Raw genomic sequence first — 14,356 nt, 5'->3', positions numbered from 1 at the left:
GTTTTTTTATAACAGCTTTTAAATTTATATTAACAACCAAGTGGCGGTGCCTAAAAAGGCAAAAATACCCACAATATCTGTCACTGTTGTTAGCACTACGCTGCCTGCAAGTGCAGGGTCTATATTCATTTTTTTAAGTAAAATTGGAATACTTGCACCAGCGACCCCTGCCACAACTAAGTTCATAAACATGGCAAAAGCGAGTACGCCGCCGAGCATAAAGTCCCACTGCCAAAGTGCAATTACACCCGCGATCAACAATGACCACAAAATGCCATTGAGTGCTCCAATAGCGAGTTCTTTCATCATTAAAAAGCGTTGGTTGGTTTGATTTATATGACCAACAGCTATACCACGAATAACAAGTGTAAGTGATTGACTGCCAGCAACACCGCCCATAGAAGGAACGATGCCATTAAGCACTGCTAAAATGGGTAAAATATCGAGTGTGCTTTCAAAAAAACTGGCTACAAAGGCGGCCGCAAGCGCGGTTAATAAGTTAACTCCTAACCATACTGAGCGTTTTTTAGAGCTTTTTAAGACAGGAGCAAAGGTATCTTCTTCATCATCAAGGCCCGCCAAACTCAGTAAACTATGTTCGGCGTCTTCACGAATTACGTCAACAATATCATCGATCGTGACACGACCAAGTAGCTGATCGTTGTCATCAACAACTGGGGCCGAGATCCAATTATGGCGCTCAAAAAGTTGTGCGACTTCACTTTCATCCATTGAAATTGGAATTGACTCACATTCTTCATCCATTAAATCGCGAACAATTTTTTCTGGTGGATTAGTTAGCAATGTACTCAGCGATAAAGCACCAATAAAGCAGTTATGCTTATCAACCACATACAGGTCATCAGTGCCTTCAGGTAACTCTCCGCGAAGTCGAATATAACGTAGTACTACATCAATGGTCACATCTGGGCGAATAGTTACCGTATCGGTGTTCATGAGTGCACCAGCAGAACGCTCTTGATAAGATAGCGCTTGTGTTGCGCGCTCTCTATCTTGGGTGTCCATGGCGCTAACAACGTCTTGGTAAACGGTGTCAGGCAAACTACGTAATACTTCACCTAGGTCATCGTGACCCATGTCTTCAGTGGCAGCAGCAATGTGCTCAGGCTCCATTTGGGCAATAATACCCAGGCGCACGTCTTCTGATAATTCTTCGAGTACATCACCTTGAACATCAGGATCAACTAACTGCCATAGCAAGCGACGAATTTTGTGTGGAGATGATTCTAATAATAACGCAGTATCACATGGCGCTGTTTTTGCGAGCATGCGCCTAACTTGAACAAACTGACCACTATTAAGTGACTTGGTCACTTGTTTTAGTTGTTGTAGTGGGTAGTCTTGTTCAAAAGCTTCGGGCATTGGCGTCCTTTATTTATACTGTAACTGTTACCTAATGGGTGGGGGAGTACGACCTAGCAGCCAGTTATTTTGATTATAGTTATTTTATTTAAATGTTAAAAATTAACGTTACTCTTGTTCGTTAAATCGTTGCGAAATAAGTTCTCCAATGGCATTTAAAGCTTGCTCTGCATCAGGCCCTTCACATACCACTTTAACTTCTTTACCTTGGCTACTTTCAAGTAGCATCAGTGCTAATACACTGTCACCAGCAGCTTCTTTATCATCTTGAAACAAGGTGATTGAAGCATCAAATTTTACAGCGAGTTGGGCTAATACAGTCGCGGCTCTGGCATGCAGTCCTAATTTATTTTGTATTAAAAAAGTGTCTTCTATACGCATACATTACTCTATCAAAGCTGAACAGGTTATTAGTTTTGTAAAATTACTTTTCTTGTTCTCTGTGACGTATTTTTACATTGGGATGCGTAACTGCAAAGCTTTCGCCAATTGTTTGCGCTAAATATACAGAGCGATGTTGCCCGCCAGTACAGCCAATCGCAATAGTTAAATAGCTTCTGTTATTTCGCTCTAGGTGTGGTAGCCATGTTTGTACAAAGGTTTGTATTTGCCATGTAAATTTTTGAACTATGCTGTGGCTAGCCAAATAATCTTTTACTGGTTGGTCTAGGCCATTGAGTGGTTTTAGTTCAGGCTCCCAGTGCGGGTTAGGTAAAAAACGTGCATCAAATACGTAATCTGCCTCTTTAGGAATGCCATGTTTAAAACCAAAAGATTCAAATGTAACAATCAGCTGCTTGTCTTTTTTACCTAGTATTTTTTCGCGAATTGATTCAGCAAGTTGATGAACGCTTAGCTCACTAGTATCGATCATGTAATCGGCGCGCGTAATTAGAACATCGAGAAGTTCTTTTTCTTTTTTTATGGCTAAATCAAGCGGAAGTGAATCTATTGATAAAGGGTGTAAGCGTCTGGTTTCAGAAAAGCGCTTAATAAGGGTTTGATCTTCACTGTCTAAGTAGAACAGCGTTGGTTTTGTAAAACCCGGTAAGTATTCGATGATGTGATTAAATTCATCTTGCTCTTTTGGTAAATTTCGCACATCTATACTAACGGCAATTTTATCGTAGTTATCAGAAACGCTTCTAATTAAAGAAGGTAATAAATTTACTGGAATGTTATCTACGCAATAATAACCTAGATCTTCAACAACGCGCAAAGCAACCGACTTACCAGAACCAGAACGGCCACTTATGATAATCAACTCCATTAATCACCCTTTAAATTTGTTACGATTGGTCAACAATAATTTGATACAACTCAGCATCCGATTTAGCACAGCGGAGCTGCTTACAAAATTCTTTATTTTTTAGTTTATCAGCTATCGTTGCTAGCGTCTTTAAATGCTGTTGGTTATCGCCTTCAGGTACGATGAGTGCAACAAAAATATCAACAGGGCGGTTGTCTATAGCATCAAAATTAATCGGTGTTTCACTTACTAACACCAATGCTAAAGGTTCTTGTGCGCCGCTCATTCGGCCATGTGGAATAGCAATACCTCTTCCTATCCCTGTGCTGCCTAGTTTTTCGCGGGTTAATAAAGCGCCCAAAATATCCTGTTGAGATAAATACGGTAATTTATCGTGAGCCAGCTCGCTAATAAACTCTAAAATTCTTTTTTTACTATTAAAAAGGACCGCAGCTTTACTGCAGTCCTGGCATATAAGTGAACTTAATTTCATCATATTAGTGTCGAGCAAGCTTCTCTTTGTGTTTAATTACTTGACGGTCAAGCTTGTCAATCAATGAATCAATAGCTGCATACATATCTTGATGTTCAGTGGATGCGAATAATTCAGCACCACTTACATGAATAGTTGCTTCTGCTTTTTGATTTAGTTTTTCTATATCAAGAATGACATGAACATTATTAATATGATCAGAGTGCCTTTCTAGCTTCGCAAATTTGGTATTTATATAGTCTCTTAATGAATCAGTTAGTTCTACATGACGACCAGTTAAATTTAGTTGCATAAGCATTACCCTCTTTGTTTAGCGTCTTAAATCAGGCTCTTTCGCTGATTTGACGGTGGAATAGCCAGAGATTCGCGATATTTTGCGATTGTACGTCTCGCTACTTTAATTCCTTGCTCAGCCAATATATCCGCAATTTTGCTATCACTCAATGGTTTTGCTGAGTTTTCTGCTGCGATTAATTTTTTAATAAGTGCACGTATTGCAGTAGATGAACATTCTCCACCATTTTCGGTACTTACGTGGCTTGAGAAAAAGTATTTAAGCTCAAATATTCCACGCGGTGTGTGCATATACTTTTGCGTGGTTACGCGCGAAATTGTTGATTCGTGCATTTCTACCATTTCGGCAACATCATTTAAAACCATCGGTTTCATGGCTTCTGGCCCGTGTTCAAAAAAGCCCTGTTGTTGTTTAACAATACAGTTAGTTACTTTTAAAAGTGTATCATTTCTACTTTCTAAGCTTTTTATAAACCATTTAGCTTCTTGTAAATGTGAGCGAATAAATTGACTGTCGCCACTTGATTTAACTGTACGTGACATTGCTGCATATTGGCTGTTTACACGAATTTTTGGCATGCTGTCTGGGTTTAACTCTACAACCCAGCGACCTTTAATTTTTTTAACTGACACATCAGGTATTACATACTCAGACTCTTCTCGTACTATTGTGTCTGCAGGCTTAGGATTGAGCGTATGAATAAGTGTCATTACTTCTTTAAGCTCATCTTCTTTGAGCTTCGTTTTTTTCATTAATGTACGGTAGTCACGAGCAGCTAACAAATCAATGTGCTCGGTTAAAATCATTTTTGTTTCATCAATATAAGGCGTGCCTTTATCAAATTGATTTAACTGAATACACAAGCACTCTTGTAAGCTACGTGCCGCAATACCCACTGGGTCAAATAGCTGAATGCGCTTTAATACCGCTTCTATTTCGTCAAGTTCAACCTCAACGTCATCGTCGTTATCTTGATTAAAGCTCTCTAAAATCTCTTCGCAACTGAGTGTCAGTATGCCTGAATCATCCACCGCTTCTACAATAGCAATAGCAATGGCTTCATCTGTAGGGCTAAATGGCGTTAATTGTAATTGCCACATTAAGTACTCGTGAAGCGTTTCAGTTGATGCGCCCTGATATATAGACTCATCTTCAGGCATTGGGCCTGAAGATGATGCAGGGGCTGCACTCATGTACTCATCCCAGCTAACGTCCATTGCCATGTCGTCACTTACGGTATCTTTAGCAAGCGCTTCACCACTGTCTTGTTCATACTCGCTAGGGGCTTCATCTGCAGATACGGTTACTGTAACTTCATCGTTATCTGCTTTTTGCTCATTTTTGCCCGCAAGATCATCGGCATAGTCTTGCTCCTCAACCTCAAGTAATGGGTTGCTGTCGAGCGCTTCTTGTATTTCTTGCTGAAGATCCAATGTACTTAATTGCAGCAAGCGAATAGCTTGTTGCAACTGAGGTGTCATTGTAAGTTGCTGGCCCATGCGCAGCTGTAGTGATTGCCTCATGTATCTCTAACAATCCTTTTAAGTTGTTATAATTAATACTAGCAGATGCTTATAAATAAGGCGTAAATGTTACAGCCTAAATTGCTCGCCTAAATATACATCGCGTACAGTTTTATCATTTAATACGTGTTCAGGGGTACCAGAAGCAATCAGTTCCCCATGAGAAACAATGTAGGCTTTTTCGCAAACATCAAGGGTTTCTCTTACATTGTGGTCTGTTATTAATACGCCAATCCCACGGTTTTTCAGGTGTTCAATAATTTTTTTAATATCTAATACTGAGATAGGGTCAACACCGGCAAATGGTTCGTCTAACAAAATAAACTTTGGATCTGCAGCTAAAGCACGAGCAATCTCTACTCGGCGACGTTCTCCGCCCGATAATGCCATACCTTTGCTGTCGCGAATGTGTTGAATGCTAAATTCATCCAATAGATTATTTAATGTATCTTCTCTGGCTTGCTTAGTGAGCTCCTTTCGAGTTTCTAAAATAGCCATTAAGTTTTGATACACTGTTAATTTTCTGAATATAGACGACTCTTGTGGTAAGTAGCCAATGCCTAATCTAGCACGACTGTGCATAGGTAAAAGCGTAATATCGTTATCATCGATAGATATTTTGCCTTTGTCGCTAGGGACTAAGCCTACAATCATGTAAAAGGTTGTTGTTTTACCTGCGCCGTTTGGCCCAAGCAAGCCTACAATACTGCCAGCTTGAACTTCTAAGCCCACATTTTTTACAACTTCACGGCCTTTGTAGCTTTTGGCTAGTAGCTCTGCTTTTAATGTACTCATGGTTGGCCTTTGTCATTTTTTTTAGGCTCCACAGGCACTAAGATAGTGTGTACACGGTCAGTTGAGCTTTCATCTTTTTCGGCGCTAATAAGCTGCTGTTCTATATCGTAGGTAATGCTTTTAGCATTCATTTTTTGCCCAGCTTGAGATATCTCTGCATCTCCAATTAATGTTAAAAAACGCGTTGAAACATCGTATCTAACTTCATTAGCGCTGGCGCTCATTATTGTGCCGTCGGCTTGTTTTTCTTCAAAATATGCAGGCGTACCTGTGGCAATTAACAATTGCTTGTTGTCGCCTAGCTCATCGCGCTTGTGAACCTCAAGGCGGTCTGCGGTAATTTTTCTGTCGCCATGAATAATTTCAACATTTTTTTCGAAGATACCTACGTTTTCTTTTAGTTGACCCTCTTGTTTATCCGCACTAATCGAAATTTGATTTGCAGAAATTGGCGCTGTTGGTTCAGCGGCATTAGTACCTAATGCAAGTAAAAATGTTGGAATAATAAAGAGTGTTGATAGTTTATTGGTCATAATAAATAGTTCGCGTATGGTTAATTAATTTTATCACTTCGGTTTTTAAATCGGCTTCTAAGCCTTTACCGGTGATTTTTAAATTGGGCCCTGTAACAATGACAGGCTGCTCTGATTGCATCGTTAGTAATTTTATATCTACCTGAATGTTATCAGCATTAATTTTATCTATCATTGCGTTATCAGTTAAATTACTAGCAACAACGTTACCTTCTAATATTAGTTGTCTGCCTTCGTATAATGTTGCTTCATTAGCGTTAATTCGCCATGTTTGTTTGTCGTTGTATAGCGTAAAAATAGGTTTATCAAAAAAGGTAAACCCTAATTCTTGATATAGCTCCATTCGCGCTGCCGTTACTTTATGGCTGATTTTCCCATTTTCGTCATACGCTGTTTGTTTTAGCTCTATGGCTGTGTAATCGGGCTTTGCAATTATGTCTGCTTCGGTTTGTTGTGGTAAATTTACTTGTGTGAAATAAGGGTACCAAAGCCAAACCATACAGCTGATGAATAAAACGCTTAATATTATGCGCGCTGCATTCATGAACTAGTCCCTTTTGTGGTCAAAGGTTTGTTATTTTCAAGCATTAGCAGGTCGGTTAGTTCTCTCACTGCACCAAAGCCACCTGGCATTTGTGTTGTATAATGTGCTAAACGTTTTATTAGCGGATGTGCGTCATTTACTGCAACAGCAAACCCTACTAACTCCATCACTGGCATGTCTGGGCCATCATCGCCAATGTAGGCAATTTGCTCATCATTTAAATTGAGCTTTGTTTTTAGTTCTTCGTAAGCGAGTAATTTATTTTCTTGGCCTTGGTATATATGTTGTACTGTTAAGCTTGTCATACGCTGTTGTACTATTTTTGAGTGGCGTCCTGTAATTACCGCAACTTCAAAGCCACTATTAATTAGCGCTTTAATGCCAAAGCCATCTTTTGTATTAAATGCTTTGAGCTCTTCGCCTTGGTTACCCAAATAAATGCGACCATCAGAAAACACACCATCAATATCACAAATAAGTAGCTTTACTTTTTTTGCACGTGCTTTTGCGTCTTCACTCAATGGTTGATAGAGCTCTTCAAATTGCATTTATAATACTCCTGCTTTTAGTAAGTCTTGCATATTTAATGCACCAATAGGGTGGTTTTGCTCATTAACGATGATTAAACCATTAATACGCTTTTGCTCCATAATATTAAGTGCTTCAGCGGCCAAAATATCTTGCGTTGCCGTTGTGCAGGACTTGGTCATTACAACATCTATTTGTGTTGTATGTATATCAATTCGTTGTTCTAAAATACGACGTAAATCACCGTCGGTAAAGAGCCCTACAAGTTGTTGCTGAGAATCAACTATGGCTGTCATGCCTAAGCCTTTTGCCGACATTTCTATCAGTGCATCTTTTATAGTTTGCGTAACGTTAATAATAGGTGTGTTTTTACCGCTATGCATGACATCTTTTAGGGTCAGCAGTAAACGTTTACCTAAACTGCCGCCGGGGTGAGATAGCGCAAAGTCATCAGCTGTAAAACCGCGGGCTTCTAATAGTGCAACCGCCATGGCATCGCCCATTGCAAGTGTTGCTGTTGTGCTTGCTGTAGGGGCTAAGCCTAACGAACAGGCTTCTTTTTGTACTTTTATGCAAATATGTACGTTTGCAAGCGTTGCCATTGTTGAGCTAGCGTTGCCTGTCATGGCTATCATTTTTGCGCCGAGGCGTTTCAAAACGGGAATTATATTGAGGACTTCGCTTGTTTCACCAGAATTAGAAATTAGCATAACCACATCATTTTTAGTGATCATACCTAAGTCGCCATGGCTTGCCTCACCTGGGTGTACAAAAAATGCAGGGCTGCCAGTACTTGCTAATGTCGCCGCTATTTTATTGCCAATATGACCCGATTTTCCCATGCCTATAACAATAGTTCGGCCTTGGCAGTCGTATATTAACTGACATGCTTGATGAAAATTTTCATCCACATATTGTGCAATATCACTCAATGCTTGGCGCTCTATGTCTAATACACGTAGGCCTTGTTTAATAAAATTTAGCGTTGCCATTACTTACCCTACTTGACTGAAAATATACCCTTGGTAGCCTAAAAAAGCGATTAATAATAAGCCGCCCTCTACTCTATTGATGCGCTGAGCACCTCTAAAGTTCAATGACATGATAATAAGCGCAACCGTGGCACCAATCATAATAAGTATGTCGCGGTTAGCAACAGACGGGTCAATAACAGAAGGGTTAATAATGCCTGCGAAAGGCAGCACGGCAAGAATATTAAAAATATTAGAGCCAACAATATTACCCAGTGCTAAGTCATCTTCATTTTTAAGAACCCCTGCTATTGAAGCTGCAAGCTCGGGCAAGCTAGTACCTATTGCAATAATTGTTAAGCCAATGACTAAATCGCTTAGGCCAAAATATTTTGCAATATCGACCGCTGAATCTATTAAAAAATGTGCACTGACAGGGAGTAATACCATACCAATAACTAACCAAATGACTGCTTTTTTTGTTGGTACGTCATTGGGTACTTCATCACATGCTTCTGATACAAATGGGTCTGTTTGATTTTTAGCACGTAGCGAAACAATAATCAGCCCACCAATAAAGACGACAAAACCAATTAATAAGGCAACGCCTTCAGCAAGCGAAAAGTAGTTATCTGAAAAAATATACCAAGTAGCTAGAGATACGATAAGCACTAATGGGATTTCACGTTTTAATGTACTTGAAGAAACGCTAAGAGGCCTAAATAAAGCGGTAATACCTAATACCAGTAAAATATTTGTGATATTTGAGCCAATTGCGTTGCCTACCGCTGTGTCTGTTTTTCCAGCTAATGCAGCAGAGGCTGATACCATCATTTCAGGTGCTGATGAGCCCATGGCAACAACAGTCAAACCAACAATTAAGGTTGGTACGCCAAAGTTTTTAGCCAGTGCGGCCGCACCATAAACAAACCTGTCAGCACTCCAAACTAGGGCTGCAAAACCAAGAATCAAAATAACAAACGAGGTAACCATTGTATTAAGCCAGTTATTCAAAATAGGAATGGCGCGAATAGTAACAAATGCCACGATGAAAGTATAAATAAAAGAGTAAGGTCAACTACGTAGACTAATTCATTTTACTAAATTAATTAGTCGGGGCTGTTAGGCTTTCAGTATTAAAGTTTTGCTGATGTATGGGGAATAACTACACCACCTGGTACTGACTTGCCAAAATTCTAAATAGGTTGCTGAAAATTTAACCTTAATAGGTAACAGACCCCAGTTTAAGTGTTGGTTAAGTGAAGATGAGTGAGTCGTAATGTGTGTTTTAAACGTACATTACAAAATCTTACGAATTGTTTTTTCCATATTGGATCAAAAAGATTTAAAATAGGGGCACTAGTGAACATTTTTATGGAGAGCGACTTGTCGCAATCAATAGTAGAAGTCAAGGATGTTAGCTTTTCCAGGGGCGATAGGGTCATATATAAAAATATGAGCTTTAGTGTGCCTAAAGGCAAAATCACTGCGATTATGGGGCCAAGCGGTATCGGTAAAACCACGATGTTGCGTTTAATTGGTGGCCAATTAAAACCTGATTCGGGTGATATTTTATTTGAGGGTGGCAGTATTCCTTCCATGACGCGTTCAGAATTATATGAAGCGCGTACAAAAATGAGCATGCTATTTCAAAGTGGTGCCTTGTTTACCGACATGTCTGTGTTTGACAATATTGCTTTTCCGATTCGTGAGCACACAAAACTAAGTGAAGATCTTATTCGTTTAGTGGTGTTAATGAAGCTGCAGGCTGTAGGTTTACGCGGTGCTAAAGATTTAATGCCCTCAGAGTTATCAGGTGGAATGGCAAGACGTGCTGCTCTTGCTCGCGCAATAGCGCTCGACCCAGAACTCATCATGTATGACGAACCGTTTGCTGGCCAAGATCCTATCTCAATGGGCGTGCTTGTAAAGTTAATTAAATCGCTCAATCAAGTATTGGGTTTATCGTCTTTAATTGTGACCCATGATGTAACTGAAGTAATGAGTATTGCCGATCACGTTATTATTATTGCCGATCAGGGCGTAATAGGCTCAGGTACGCCAGATGAAATGCGCAATCATGAATCTGAGCTAGTTCAGCAATTTTTAAAAGGTTTGTCTGATGGTCCTGTGCCATTTCATTTCCCCGCGCAAGCCTATGCAGATGAGTTGCTTGGAGAAAAAGCCTAATGTTGGATTTGTTTCAAAAGTTAGGGCATAAAACTCTGGGTCGCTTTGCTGCCCTTGGTCGCTCAGCTTACATGTTGTTCAGCGCACTCGCGCATGTTCCTAATTTTAAAAAAGGCACTCCGCTGCTTATTCGCCAGCTTTATATGGTGGGTTCGCAGTCGCTGCTTATTATAATGGTATCAGGCTTGTTTATCGGTATGGTACTCGCATTGCAAGGCTACACCGTATTAGTAGGGTATGGTGCTGAAGATAGCTTAGGGCCACTTGTAGCACTGAGTTTATTACGTGAGCTAGGCCCTGTAGTTACTGCGCTATTATTTGCTGGGCGTGCAGGTAGTGCACTTACCGCAGAAATAGGCCTAATGAAAGCCACCGAACAATTATCATCATTAGAGATGATGGCAATTGATCCACTTAAACGTATTATTGCACCTCGCTTTTGGGCTGGTTTTATTAGCATGCCTTTACTTGCAATTATATTCTCTGCCGTTGCAATTATAGGGGCTCATTTAGTCGGGGTTGATTGGTTAGGTGTAGATACCGGTAGTTTTTGGTCAATTATGCAATCGCAAGTGTCGTTTCAGGCAGATGTACTAAACGGCATAATCAAAAGCTTTGTATTTGCAATAGTGGTTACTTGGATTGCACTTTACAAAGGCTATGACTGTGTTCCAACGTCGGAAGGGATCAGCAAGGCAACTACCGAGACAGTTGTACATTCGTCATTGGCCGTTTTAGGTTTCGACTTTATTTTGACAGCGGTAATGTTTACCAGCTAATTAGGGTATAAATAATGAATTCACGGAAATTAGAAATTTTAGTTGGCTTTTTTGTAGCGCTTGGCATTTTAGCTTTTGCTATGTTAGCGCTTAAAGTGGCGAATGCAGGTATTAGTGGCTCAGGCGAAACCTATTCACTCAATGCAAAGTTTGAAAATATAGGCTCATTAAAAGCACGAGCCCCCATCAAAGTAGGTGGTGTGGTAATTGGTCGCGTTGAGTCAATTTATGTTCATCCAAAAGAGTTTTTACCTGTGGTTGATATGACTATTGATGCGCAATACTTATGTCGTTTTTCAGATACAAGCTCAATATCCATACTTACATCGGGTATTTTAGGCGAGCAATACTTAGGTATAAATCCTGTTATTGCCTCCAGCTCAGCTGAACAACGTTGTTTAGGTGAAACAGTAACCAACAATGAACAAGATACTGCAATTGATGACTTATTTGGCGTAGAAAGTAAGGCGCTAGGGAATGGGGATTCAATTATTGATACCAAGTCTGCCATTGTGTTAGAAGAATTAATTGGGCAGTTTTTATTCAACCAAGGTAGTGAGTAATTATTATGTTGAAAAAGTATTTAGCTATTATAACGCTTAGCGCATTAAGCCTAATGCAAACGGTGAGTGCTGCAGAAGTAAAGTTAGACGATCCAAATAAAATGGTGCGCAAGGTATCAGAGCATACATTTGACCGAATCAAAAAAGATCAACCATTGATTGTTAAAGATCAAGAGTATCTTCGCGTTATCGTTGAAGAAGAGTTGATGCCCTATATTGATTATAAATACGCAGCACTGCGTGTATTAGGAAGTGAAGTATCTAAAGTGCGCGCAATCACAGATGATGCTGAAAAAGCACAAGCAATTAAAGATATTCAGCGCTTTATTGGCGTGTTTAGAGAGTATTTAGTTGCTACGTATGCAGGTGTATTTACCCAATATACTAACCAACACGTTGAATTTGGTGCACCGCAACCATTTAAAGGTCAGGATGTGGTTGTAGTAAAAACAAAGATTATCGAAGATGGTAAGCCAGATATCCGCATTGATTTTAAAGTTCGTGAAGATCGTAGTGGTCAGTGGCGTGCATACGACATGATTGCTGAAGGGATAAGCTTGTTAGATGCTAAGCAAAGTGAGCTACAAGGTATTTTGCGTCAGCAAGGTATTGATAAGGTAAGTGACCTTTTAGAGCAAAAAAGTAAGCTTCCAGTTCAATTTAGAGGCAGTAGCTCGAATGACTAAATTGGCGATAAGCCAAATTGATGATCAACAGTTTCGAGCGAGCGGCGAGCTCTCTCGAAATTCAATTGGCGATGAACAACTTCTGAACAAGCAGCTACAAACTAAGCATAAAACCATCTATTTTGACCTAAGTGGGGTGTCAAGGGTTGACACAGCCGGCTTAGCTTGGTTAATTCACTCTTTTGCAGAATTAAAGCAGCAAGGTATTCGCCTTGAATTGCAAAATCCACCTGAGCAATTGCAAAATTTAATGCAATTGGGTCAAGTTACAACCCTATTTGAGTGAGAGTTATGGAAACTAGCCAAGTCGAAACATTATTACGCGAAGAACTTCAATTAGCAGAAGTTCATGTAAAAGCCAATGGAAGCCATTATGAAGTTGTTGCCGTGGGTGAGTGCTTCGACGGTTTAAGCCGAGTTAAAAAGCAACAGCTAGTATATGGTCCACTAATGAATACTATTTCAGACGGTACTATTCATGCAGTTTCTATTCGTGCTTTTACACCGACTGAGTGGAAACGCGAACAAAAATTTATTTTACCGCAATAAATAGGGCCTCCTAATGGATCAATTTGTAATTCAAGGTGGCACTTCACTTGCTGGTGAGGTGACTATTTCTGGTGCTAAAAACGCGGCACTGCCTATTTTATTTGCCTCACTTTTGGCCGACGGTAAAAGCACATTTACCAATGTGCCACGCTTACGCGATATTGTAACTACTGAAGCTTTGCTAAAAACATTAGGTGCAGATGTAAATTGGCAGAGTGATACCCTCGTCATTGATGGTGCAACTGTTGATAAAACGTTGGCCCCATACGATTTAGTAAAGCAAATGCGCGCGTCTGTATTAGCATTAGGGCCTTTAGTTGCTCGCTTTGGTGAGGCACAAGTTTCATTGCCAGGCGGCTGTGCTATTGGTGCTCGCCCTGTTGATATTCACATTCAAGGCATGGAACGTTTAGGTGCGCAAATTAGCGTCGAAAATGGCTACATTAATGCTAAAGTGGATGGTCGCCTTAAAGGCGCTGAGATCTTTATGGAGATGGTCAGTGTAGGCGCAACCGAGAACTTGTTGATGGCAGCAGCGTTGGCCGATGGTAAAACAGTACTAGAAAACGCAGCCCGTGAACCTGAAATTACCGATTTAGCAAATTGCTTGATTGCAATGGGTGCTAAAATTACAGGCGCTGGAACGAGCCGTATTGAAATTGAAGGCGTAGAGCGCTTATCCGGTTGTGAACATAAAATTTTACCGGATCGTATTGAAACGGGCACGTTCTTAGTTGCTGCAGCAATGGCTGGTGGTGAAGTATTGTGTAAAAACACAGACTTTCATTCACTTGAACCGGTTATTGAAAAACTGCGCGCGACAAATGCCTTACTTGAAGTGAAAGACGATTCTATTTATCTGGATATGCGTGGTCGTGAGCTTAAAGCGGTGAATGTTAAAACCGCCCCGCATCCTGGGTTCCCAACCGATATGCAAGCTCAGTTTACTGCACTTAATGTAGTGGCTAACGGCAGCGCGACAATTACAGAAACTATTTTTGAGAACCGTTTCATGCATGTGCCTGAGTTACAGCGCATGGGCGCAAACATTCGTTTAGAAGGCAACACAGCAATATGTGGTGAGACTAAAAGTTTGTCGGGCGCTCAAGTTATGGCTACGGATTTACGAGCATCAGCAAGCTTAATCCTTACAGGGATTGTAGCGCAAGGTGAAACCGTTGTTGATCGTATTTATCACGTTGATAGAGGGTATCAGCGTATTGAGGATAAACTCAGCGCGCTAGGCGCTAACATAAAGCGTAAAGCAAGCTAACA

The 14,356-nt window shown here is 40.3% G+C and carries 19 protein-coding genes; 7 read left to right on the top strand and 12 right to left on the bottom strand.

Annotation, left to right across the window (positions count from 1 at the left end; all coding sequences use genetic code 11):
* Positions 1-24: 24 nt before the first annotated feature.
* From mgtE to MTF67_RS02695, 12 genes are all read right to left on the bottom strand, one after another.
* Positions 25-1,383: a magnesium transporter gene (mgtE, locus tag MTF67_RS02750; RefSeq protein ID WP_006792092.1), complete on the bottom strand. Its 1,359-nt coding sequence runs from the start codon at positions 1,381-1,383 to the stop codon at positions 25-27.
* A 108-nt stretch (positions 1,384-1,491) separates the two neighbouring features.
* On the bottom strand, positions 1,492-1,764 hold the full coding sequence (locus MTF67_RS02745; protein ID WP_006792093.1) for an HPr family phosphocarrier protein: 273 nt from the start codon (positions 1,762-1,764) through the stop codon (positions 1,492-1,494).
* Between the two features lie 43 nt (positions 1,765-1,807).
* On the bottom strand, positions 1,808-2,653 hold the full coding sequence (gene rapZ / locus MTF67_RS02740; protein WP_039036368.1) for an RNase adapter RapZ: 846 nt from the start codon (positions 2,651-2,653) through the stop codon (positions 1,808-1,810).
* A 19-nt stretch (positions 2,654-2,672) separates the two neighbouring features.
* Positions 2,673-3,125 carry a PTS IIA-like nitrogen regulatory protein PtsN gene (ptsN, locus tag MTF67_RS02735; protein ID WP_006792095.1) on the bottom strand — a complete coding sequence of 151 codons (453 nt, stop codon included), beginning with the start codon at positions 3,123-3,125 and terminating at the stop codon, positions 2,673-2,675.
* A 4-nt stretch (positions 3,126-3,129) separates the two neighbouring features.
* The gene (gene hpf, locus MTF67_RS02730) at positions 3,130-3,417 is read right to left on the bottom strand and encodes a ribosome hibernation promoting factor (RefSeq protein WP_006792096.1); all 288 of its coding nucleotides are present in this window, start codon (positions 3,415-3,417) and stop codon (positions 3,130-3,132) included.
* A 26-nt stretch (positions 3,418-3,443) separates the two neighbouring features.
* Positions 3,444-4,943 carry an RNA polymerase factor sigma-54 gene (locus MTF67_RS02725; RefSeq protein ID WP_248518635.1) on the bottom strand — a complete coding sequence of 500 codons (1,500 nt, stop codon included), beginning with the start codon at positions 4,941-4,943 and terminating at the stop codon, positions 3,444-3,446.
* A gap of 69 nt (positions 4,944-5,012) precedes the next feature.
* Complete coding sequence (gene lptB, locus MTF67_RS02720; RefSeq protein WP_248518634.1) at positions 5,013-5,738, bottom strand: LPS export ABC transporter ATP-binding protein; 726 nt, start codon at positions 5,736-5,738, stop codon at positions 5,013-5,015.
* Positions 5,735-6,271, bottom strand: a complete 537-nt coding sequence (gene lptA, locus MTF67_RS02715; protein ID WP_203986131.1) for a lipopolysaccharide transport periplasmic protein LptA — start codon at positions 6,269-6,271, stop codon at positions 5,735-5,737. Before lptA ends, lptB begins: the two co-directional genes overlap by 4 nt.
* The gene (gene lptC, locus MTF67_RS02710; RefSeq protein WP_008130304.1) at positions 6,261-6,815 is read right to left on the bottom strand and encodes an LPS export ABC transporter periplasmic protein LptC; all 555 of its coding nucleotides are present in this window, start codon (positions 6,813-6,815) and stop codon (positions 6,261-6,263) included. The genes lptA and lptC overlap by 11 nt, the downstream gene beginning before the upstream one ends.
* On the bottom strand, positions 6,812-7,363 hold the full coding sequence (gene kdsC, locus MTF67_RS02705) for a 3-deoxy-manno-octulosonate-8-phosphatase KdsC (protein ID WP_008130305.1): 552 nt from the start codon (positions 7,361-7,363) through the stop codon (positions 6,812-6,814). Before kdsC ends, lptC begins: the two co-directional genes overlap by 4 nt.
* Positions 7,364-8,335: a KpsF/GutQ family sugar-phosphate isomerase gene (locus MTF67_RS02700; RefSeq protein WP_039036371.1), complete on the bottom strand. Its 972-nt coding sequence runs from the start codon at positions 8,333-8,335 to the stop codon at positions 7,364-7,366.
* Between the two features lie 3 nt (positions 8,336-8,338).
* Positions 8,339-9,307, bottom strand: coding sequence for a calcium/sodium antiporter (locus tag MTF67_RS02695; protein ID WP_033019047.1), 969 nt, complete (start codon positions 9,305-9,307; stop codon positions 8,339-8,341).
* 381 nt (positions 9,308-9,688) lie between these two features.
* On the opposite strand from MTF67_RS02695, the gene MTF67_RS02690 reads away from it, so the two are divergent.
* Genes MTF67_RS02690 through murA form a run of 7 tightly spaced genes read left to right on the top strand, consistent with a single transcriptional unit; the run spans position 9,689 to position 14,354 of the window.
* A complete protein-coding gene (locus tag MTF67_RS02690) occupies positions 9,689-10,504 on the top strand; it encodes an ATP-binding cassette domain-containing protein (protein ID WP_074210176.1) in 816 nt (271 codons plus the stop codon).
* Positions 10,504-11,283, top strand: a complete 780-nt coding sequence (gene mlaE, locus MTF67_RS02685; protein WP_010555663.1) for a lipid asymmetry maintenance ABC transporter permease subunit MlaE — start codon at positions 10,504-10,506, stop codon at positions 11,281-11,283. Before MTF67_RS02690 ends, mlaE begins: the two co-directional genes overlap by 1 nt.
* 14 nt (positions 11,284-11,297) lie before the next feature.
* Positions 11,298-11,846 (top strand): outer membrane lipid asymmetry maintenance protein MlaD, encoded by a 549-nt coding sequence (mlaD, locus tag MTF67_RS02680; protein WP_006792106.1) that lies wholly within the window; start codon positions 11,298-11,300, stop codon positions 11,844-11,846.
* 5 nt (positions 11,847-11,851) lie between these two features.
* Positions 11,852-12,532, top strand: coding sequence for an ABC transporter substrate-binding protein (locus tag MTF67_RS02675; protein WP_010555664.1), 681 nt, complete (start codon positions 11,852-11,854; stop codon positions 12,530-12,532).
* Positions 12,525-12,818 (top strand): STAS domain-containing protein, encoded by a 294-nt coding sequence (locus MTF67_RS02670; protein WP_006792108.1) that lies wholly within the window; start codon positions 12,525-12,527, stop codon positions 12,816-12,818. The genes MTF67_RS02675 and MTF67_RS02670 overlap by 8 nt, the downstream gene beginning before the upstream one ends.
* 5 nt (positions 12,819-12,823) lie before the next feature.
* Positions 12,824-13,081, top strand: a complete 258-nt coding sequence (locus MTF67_RS02665) for a BolA family protein (RefSeq protein WP_006792109.1) — start codon at positions 12,824-12,826, stop codon at positions 13,079-13,081.
* Positions 13,082-13,094: 13 nt separating this feature from the next.
* Complete coding sequence (gene murA, locus MTF67_RS02660; protein WP_008130314.1) at positions 13,095-14,354, top strand: UDP-N-acetylglucosamine 1-carboxyvinyltransferase; 1,260 nt, start codon at positions 13,095-13,097, stop codon at positions 14,352-14,354.
* The last annotated feature ends 2 nt before the right edge of the window (positions 14,355-14,356 follow it).

The sequence above is a fragment of the Pseudoalteromonas sp. 2CM32C genome, from assembly GCF_023161925.1.
In the GTDB taxonomy this organism is placed as follows: Bacteria; Pseudomonadota; Gammaproteobacteria; order Enterobacterales; family Alteromonadaceae; genus Pseudoalteromonas; species Pseudoalteromonas marina.
The sequence above is the reverse complement of the archived record's forward strand: the minus strand, read 5'-3'. Positions and strand labels throughout refer to the sequence as shown.

Bases quoted from the DNA above. Each gene is read 5' to 3' on its own strand.
- MTF67_RS02670 (WP_006792108.1), top strand. From the start codon at position 12,525: ATGACTAAATTGGCGATAAGCCAAATTGATGATCAACAGTTTCGAGCG.
- MTF67_RS02700 (WP_039036371.1), bottom strand. From the start codon at position 8,335: ATGGCAACGCTAAATTTTATTAAACAAGGCCTACGTGTATTAGACATA.
- mlaD (WP_006792106.1), top strand. From the start codon at position 11,298: ATGAATTCACGGAAATTAGAAATTTTAGTTGGCTTTTTTGTAGCGCTT.
- MTF67_RS02665 (WP_006792109.1), top strand. From the start codon at position 12,824: ATGGAAACTAGCCAAGTCGAAACATTATTACGCGAAGAACTTCAATTA.
- hpf (WP_006792096.1), bottom strand. From the start codon at position 3,417: ATGCAACTAAATTTAACTGGTCGTCATGTAGAACTAACTGATTCATTA.
- MTF67_RS02745 (WP_006792093.1), bottom strand. From the start codon at position 1,764: ATGCGTATAGAAGACACTTTTTTAATACAAAATAAATTAGGACTGCAT.
- MTF67_RS02675 (WP_010555664.1), top strand. From the start codon at position 11,852: ATGTTGAAAAAGTATTTAGCTATTATAACGCTTAGCGCATTAAGCCTA.
- murA (WP_008130314.1), top strand. From the start codon at position 13,095: ATGGATCAATTTGTAATTCAAGGTGGCACTTCACTTGCTGGTGAGGTG.
- lptB (WP_248518634.1), bottom strand. From the start codon at position 5,738: ATGAGTACATTAAAAGCAGAGCTACTAGCCAAAAGCTACAAAGGCCGT.
- MTF67_RS02690 (WP_074210176.1), top strand. From the start codon at position 9,689: ATGGAGAGCGACTTGTCGCAATCAATAGTAGAAGTCAAGGATGTTAGC.
- mlaE (WP_010555663.1), top strand. From the start codon at position 10,504: ATGTTGGATTTGTTTCAAAAGTTAGGGCATAAAACTCTGGGTCGCTTT.
- MTF67_RS02695 (WP_033019047.1), bottom strand. From the start codon at position 9,307: ATGGTTACCTCGTTTGTTATTTTGATTCTTGGTTTTGCAGCCCTAGTT.
- lptA (WP_203986131.1), bottom strand. From the start codon at position 6,271: ATGACCAATAAACTATCAACACTCTTTATTATTCCAACATTTTTACTT.
- kdsC (WP_008130305.1), bottom strand. From the start codon at position 7,363: ATGCAATTTGAAGAGCTCTATCAACCATTGAGTGAAGACGCAAAAGCA.
- ptsN (WP_006792095.1), bottom strand. From the start codon at position 3,125: ATGAAATTAAGTTCACTTATATGCCAGGACTGCAGTAAAGCTGCGGTC.
- MTF67_RS02725 (WP_248518635.1), bottom strand. From the start codon at position 4,943: ATGAGGCAATCACTACAGCTGCGCATGGGCCAGCAACTTACAATGACA.
- rapZ (WP_039036368.1), bottom strand. From the start codon at position 2,653: ATGGAGTTGATTATCATAAGTGGCCGTTCTGGTTCTGGTAAGTCGGTT.
- mgtE (WP_006792092.1), bottom strand. From the start codon at position 1,383: ATGCCCGAAGCTTTTGAACAAGACTACCCACTACAACAACTAAAACAA.
- lptC (WP_008130304.1), bottom strand. From the start codon at position 6,815: ATGAATGCAGCGCGCATAATATTAAGCGTTTTATTCATCAGCTGTATG.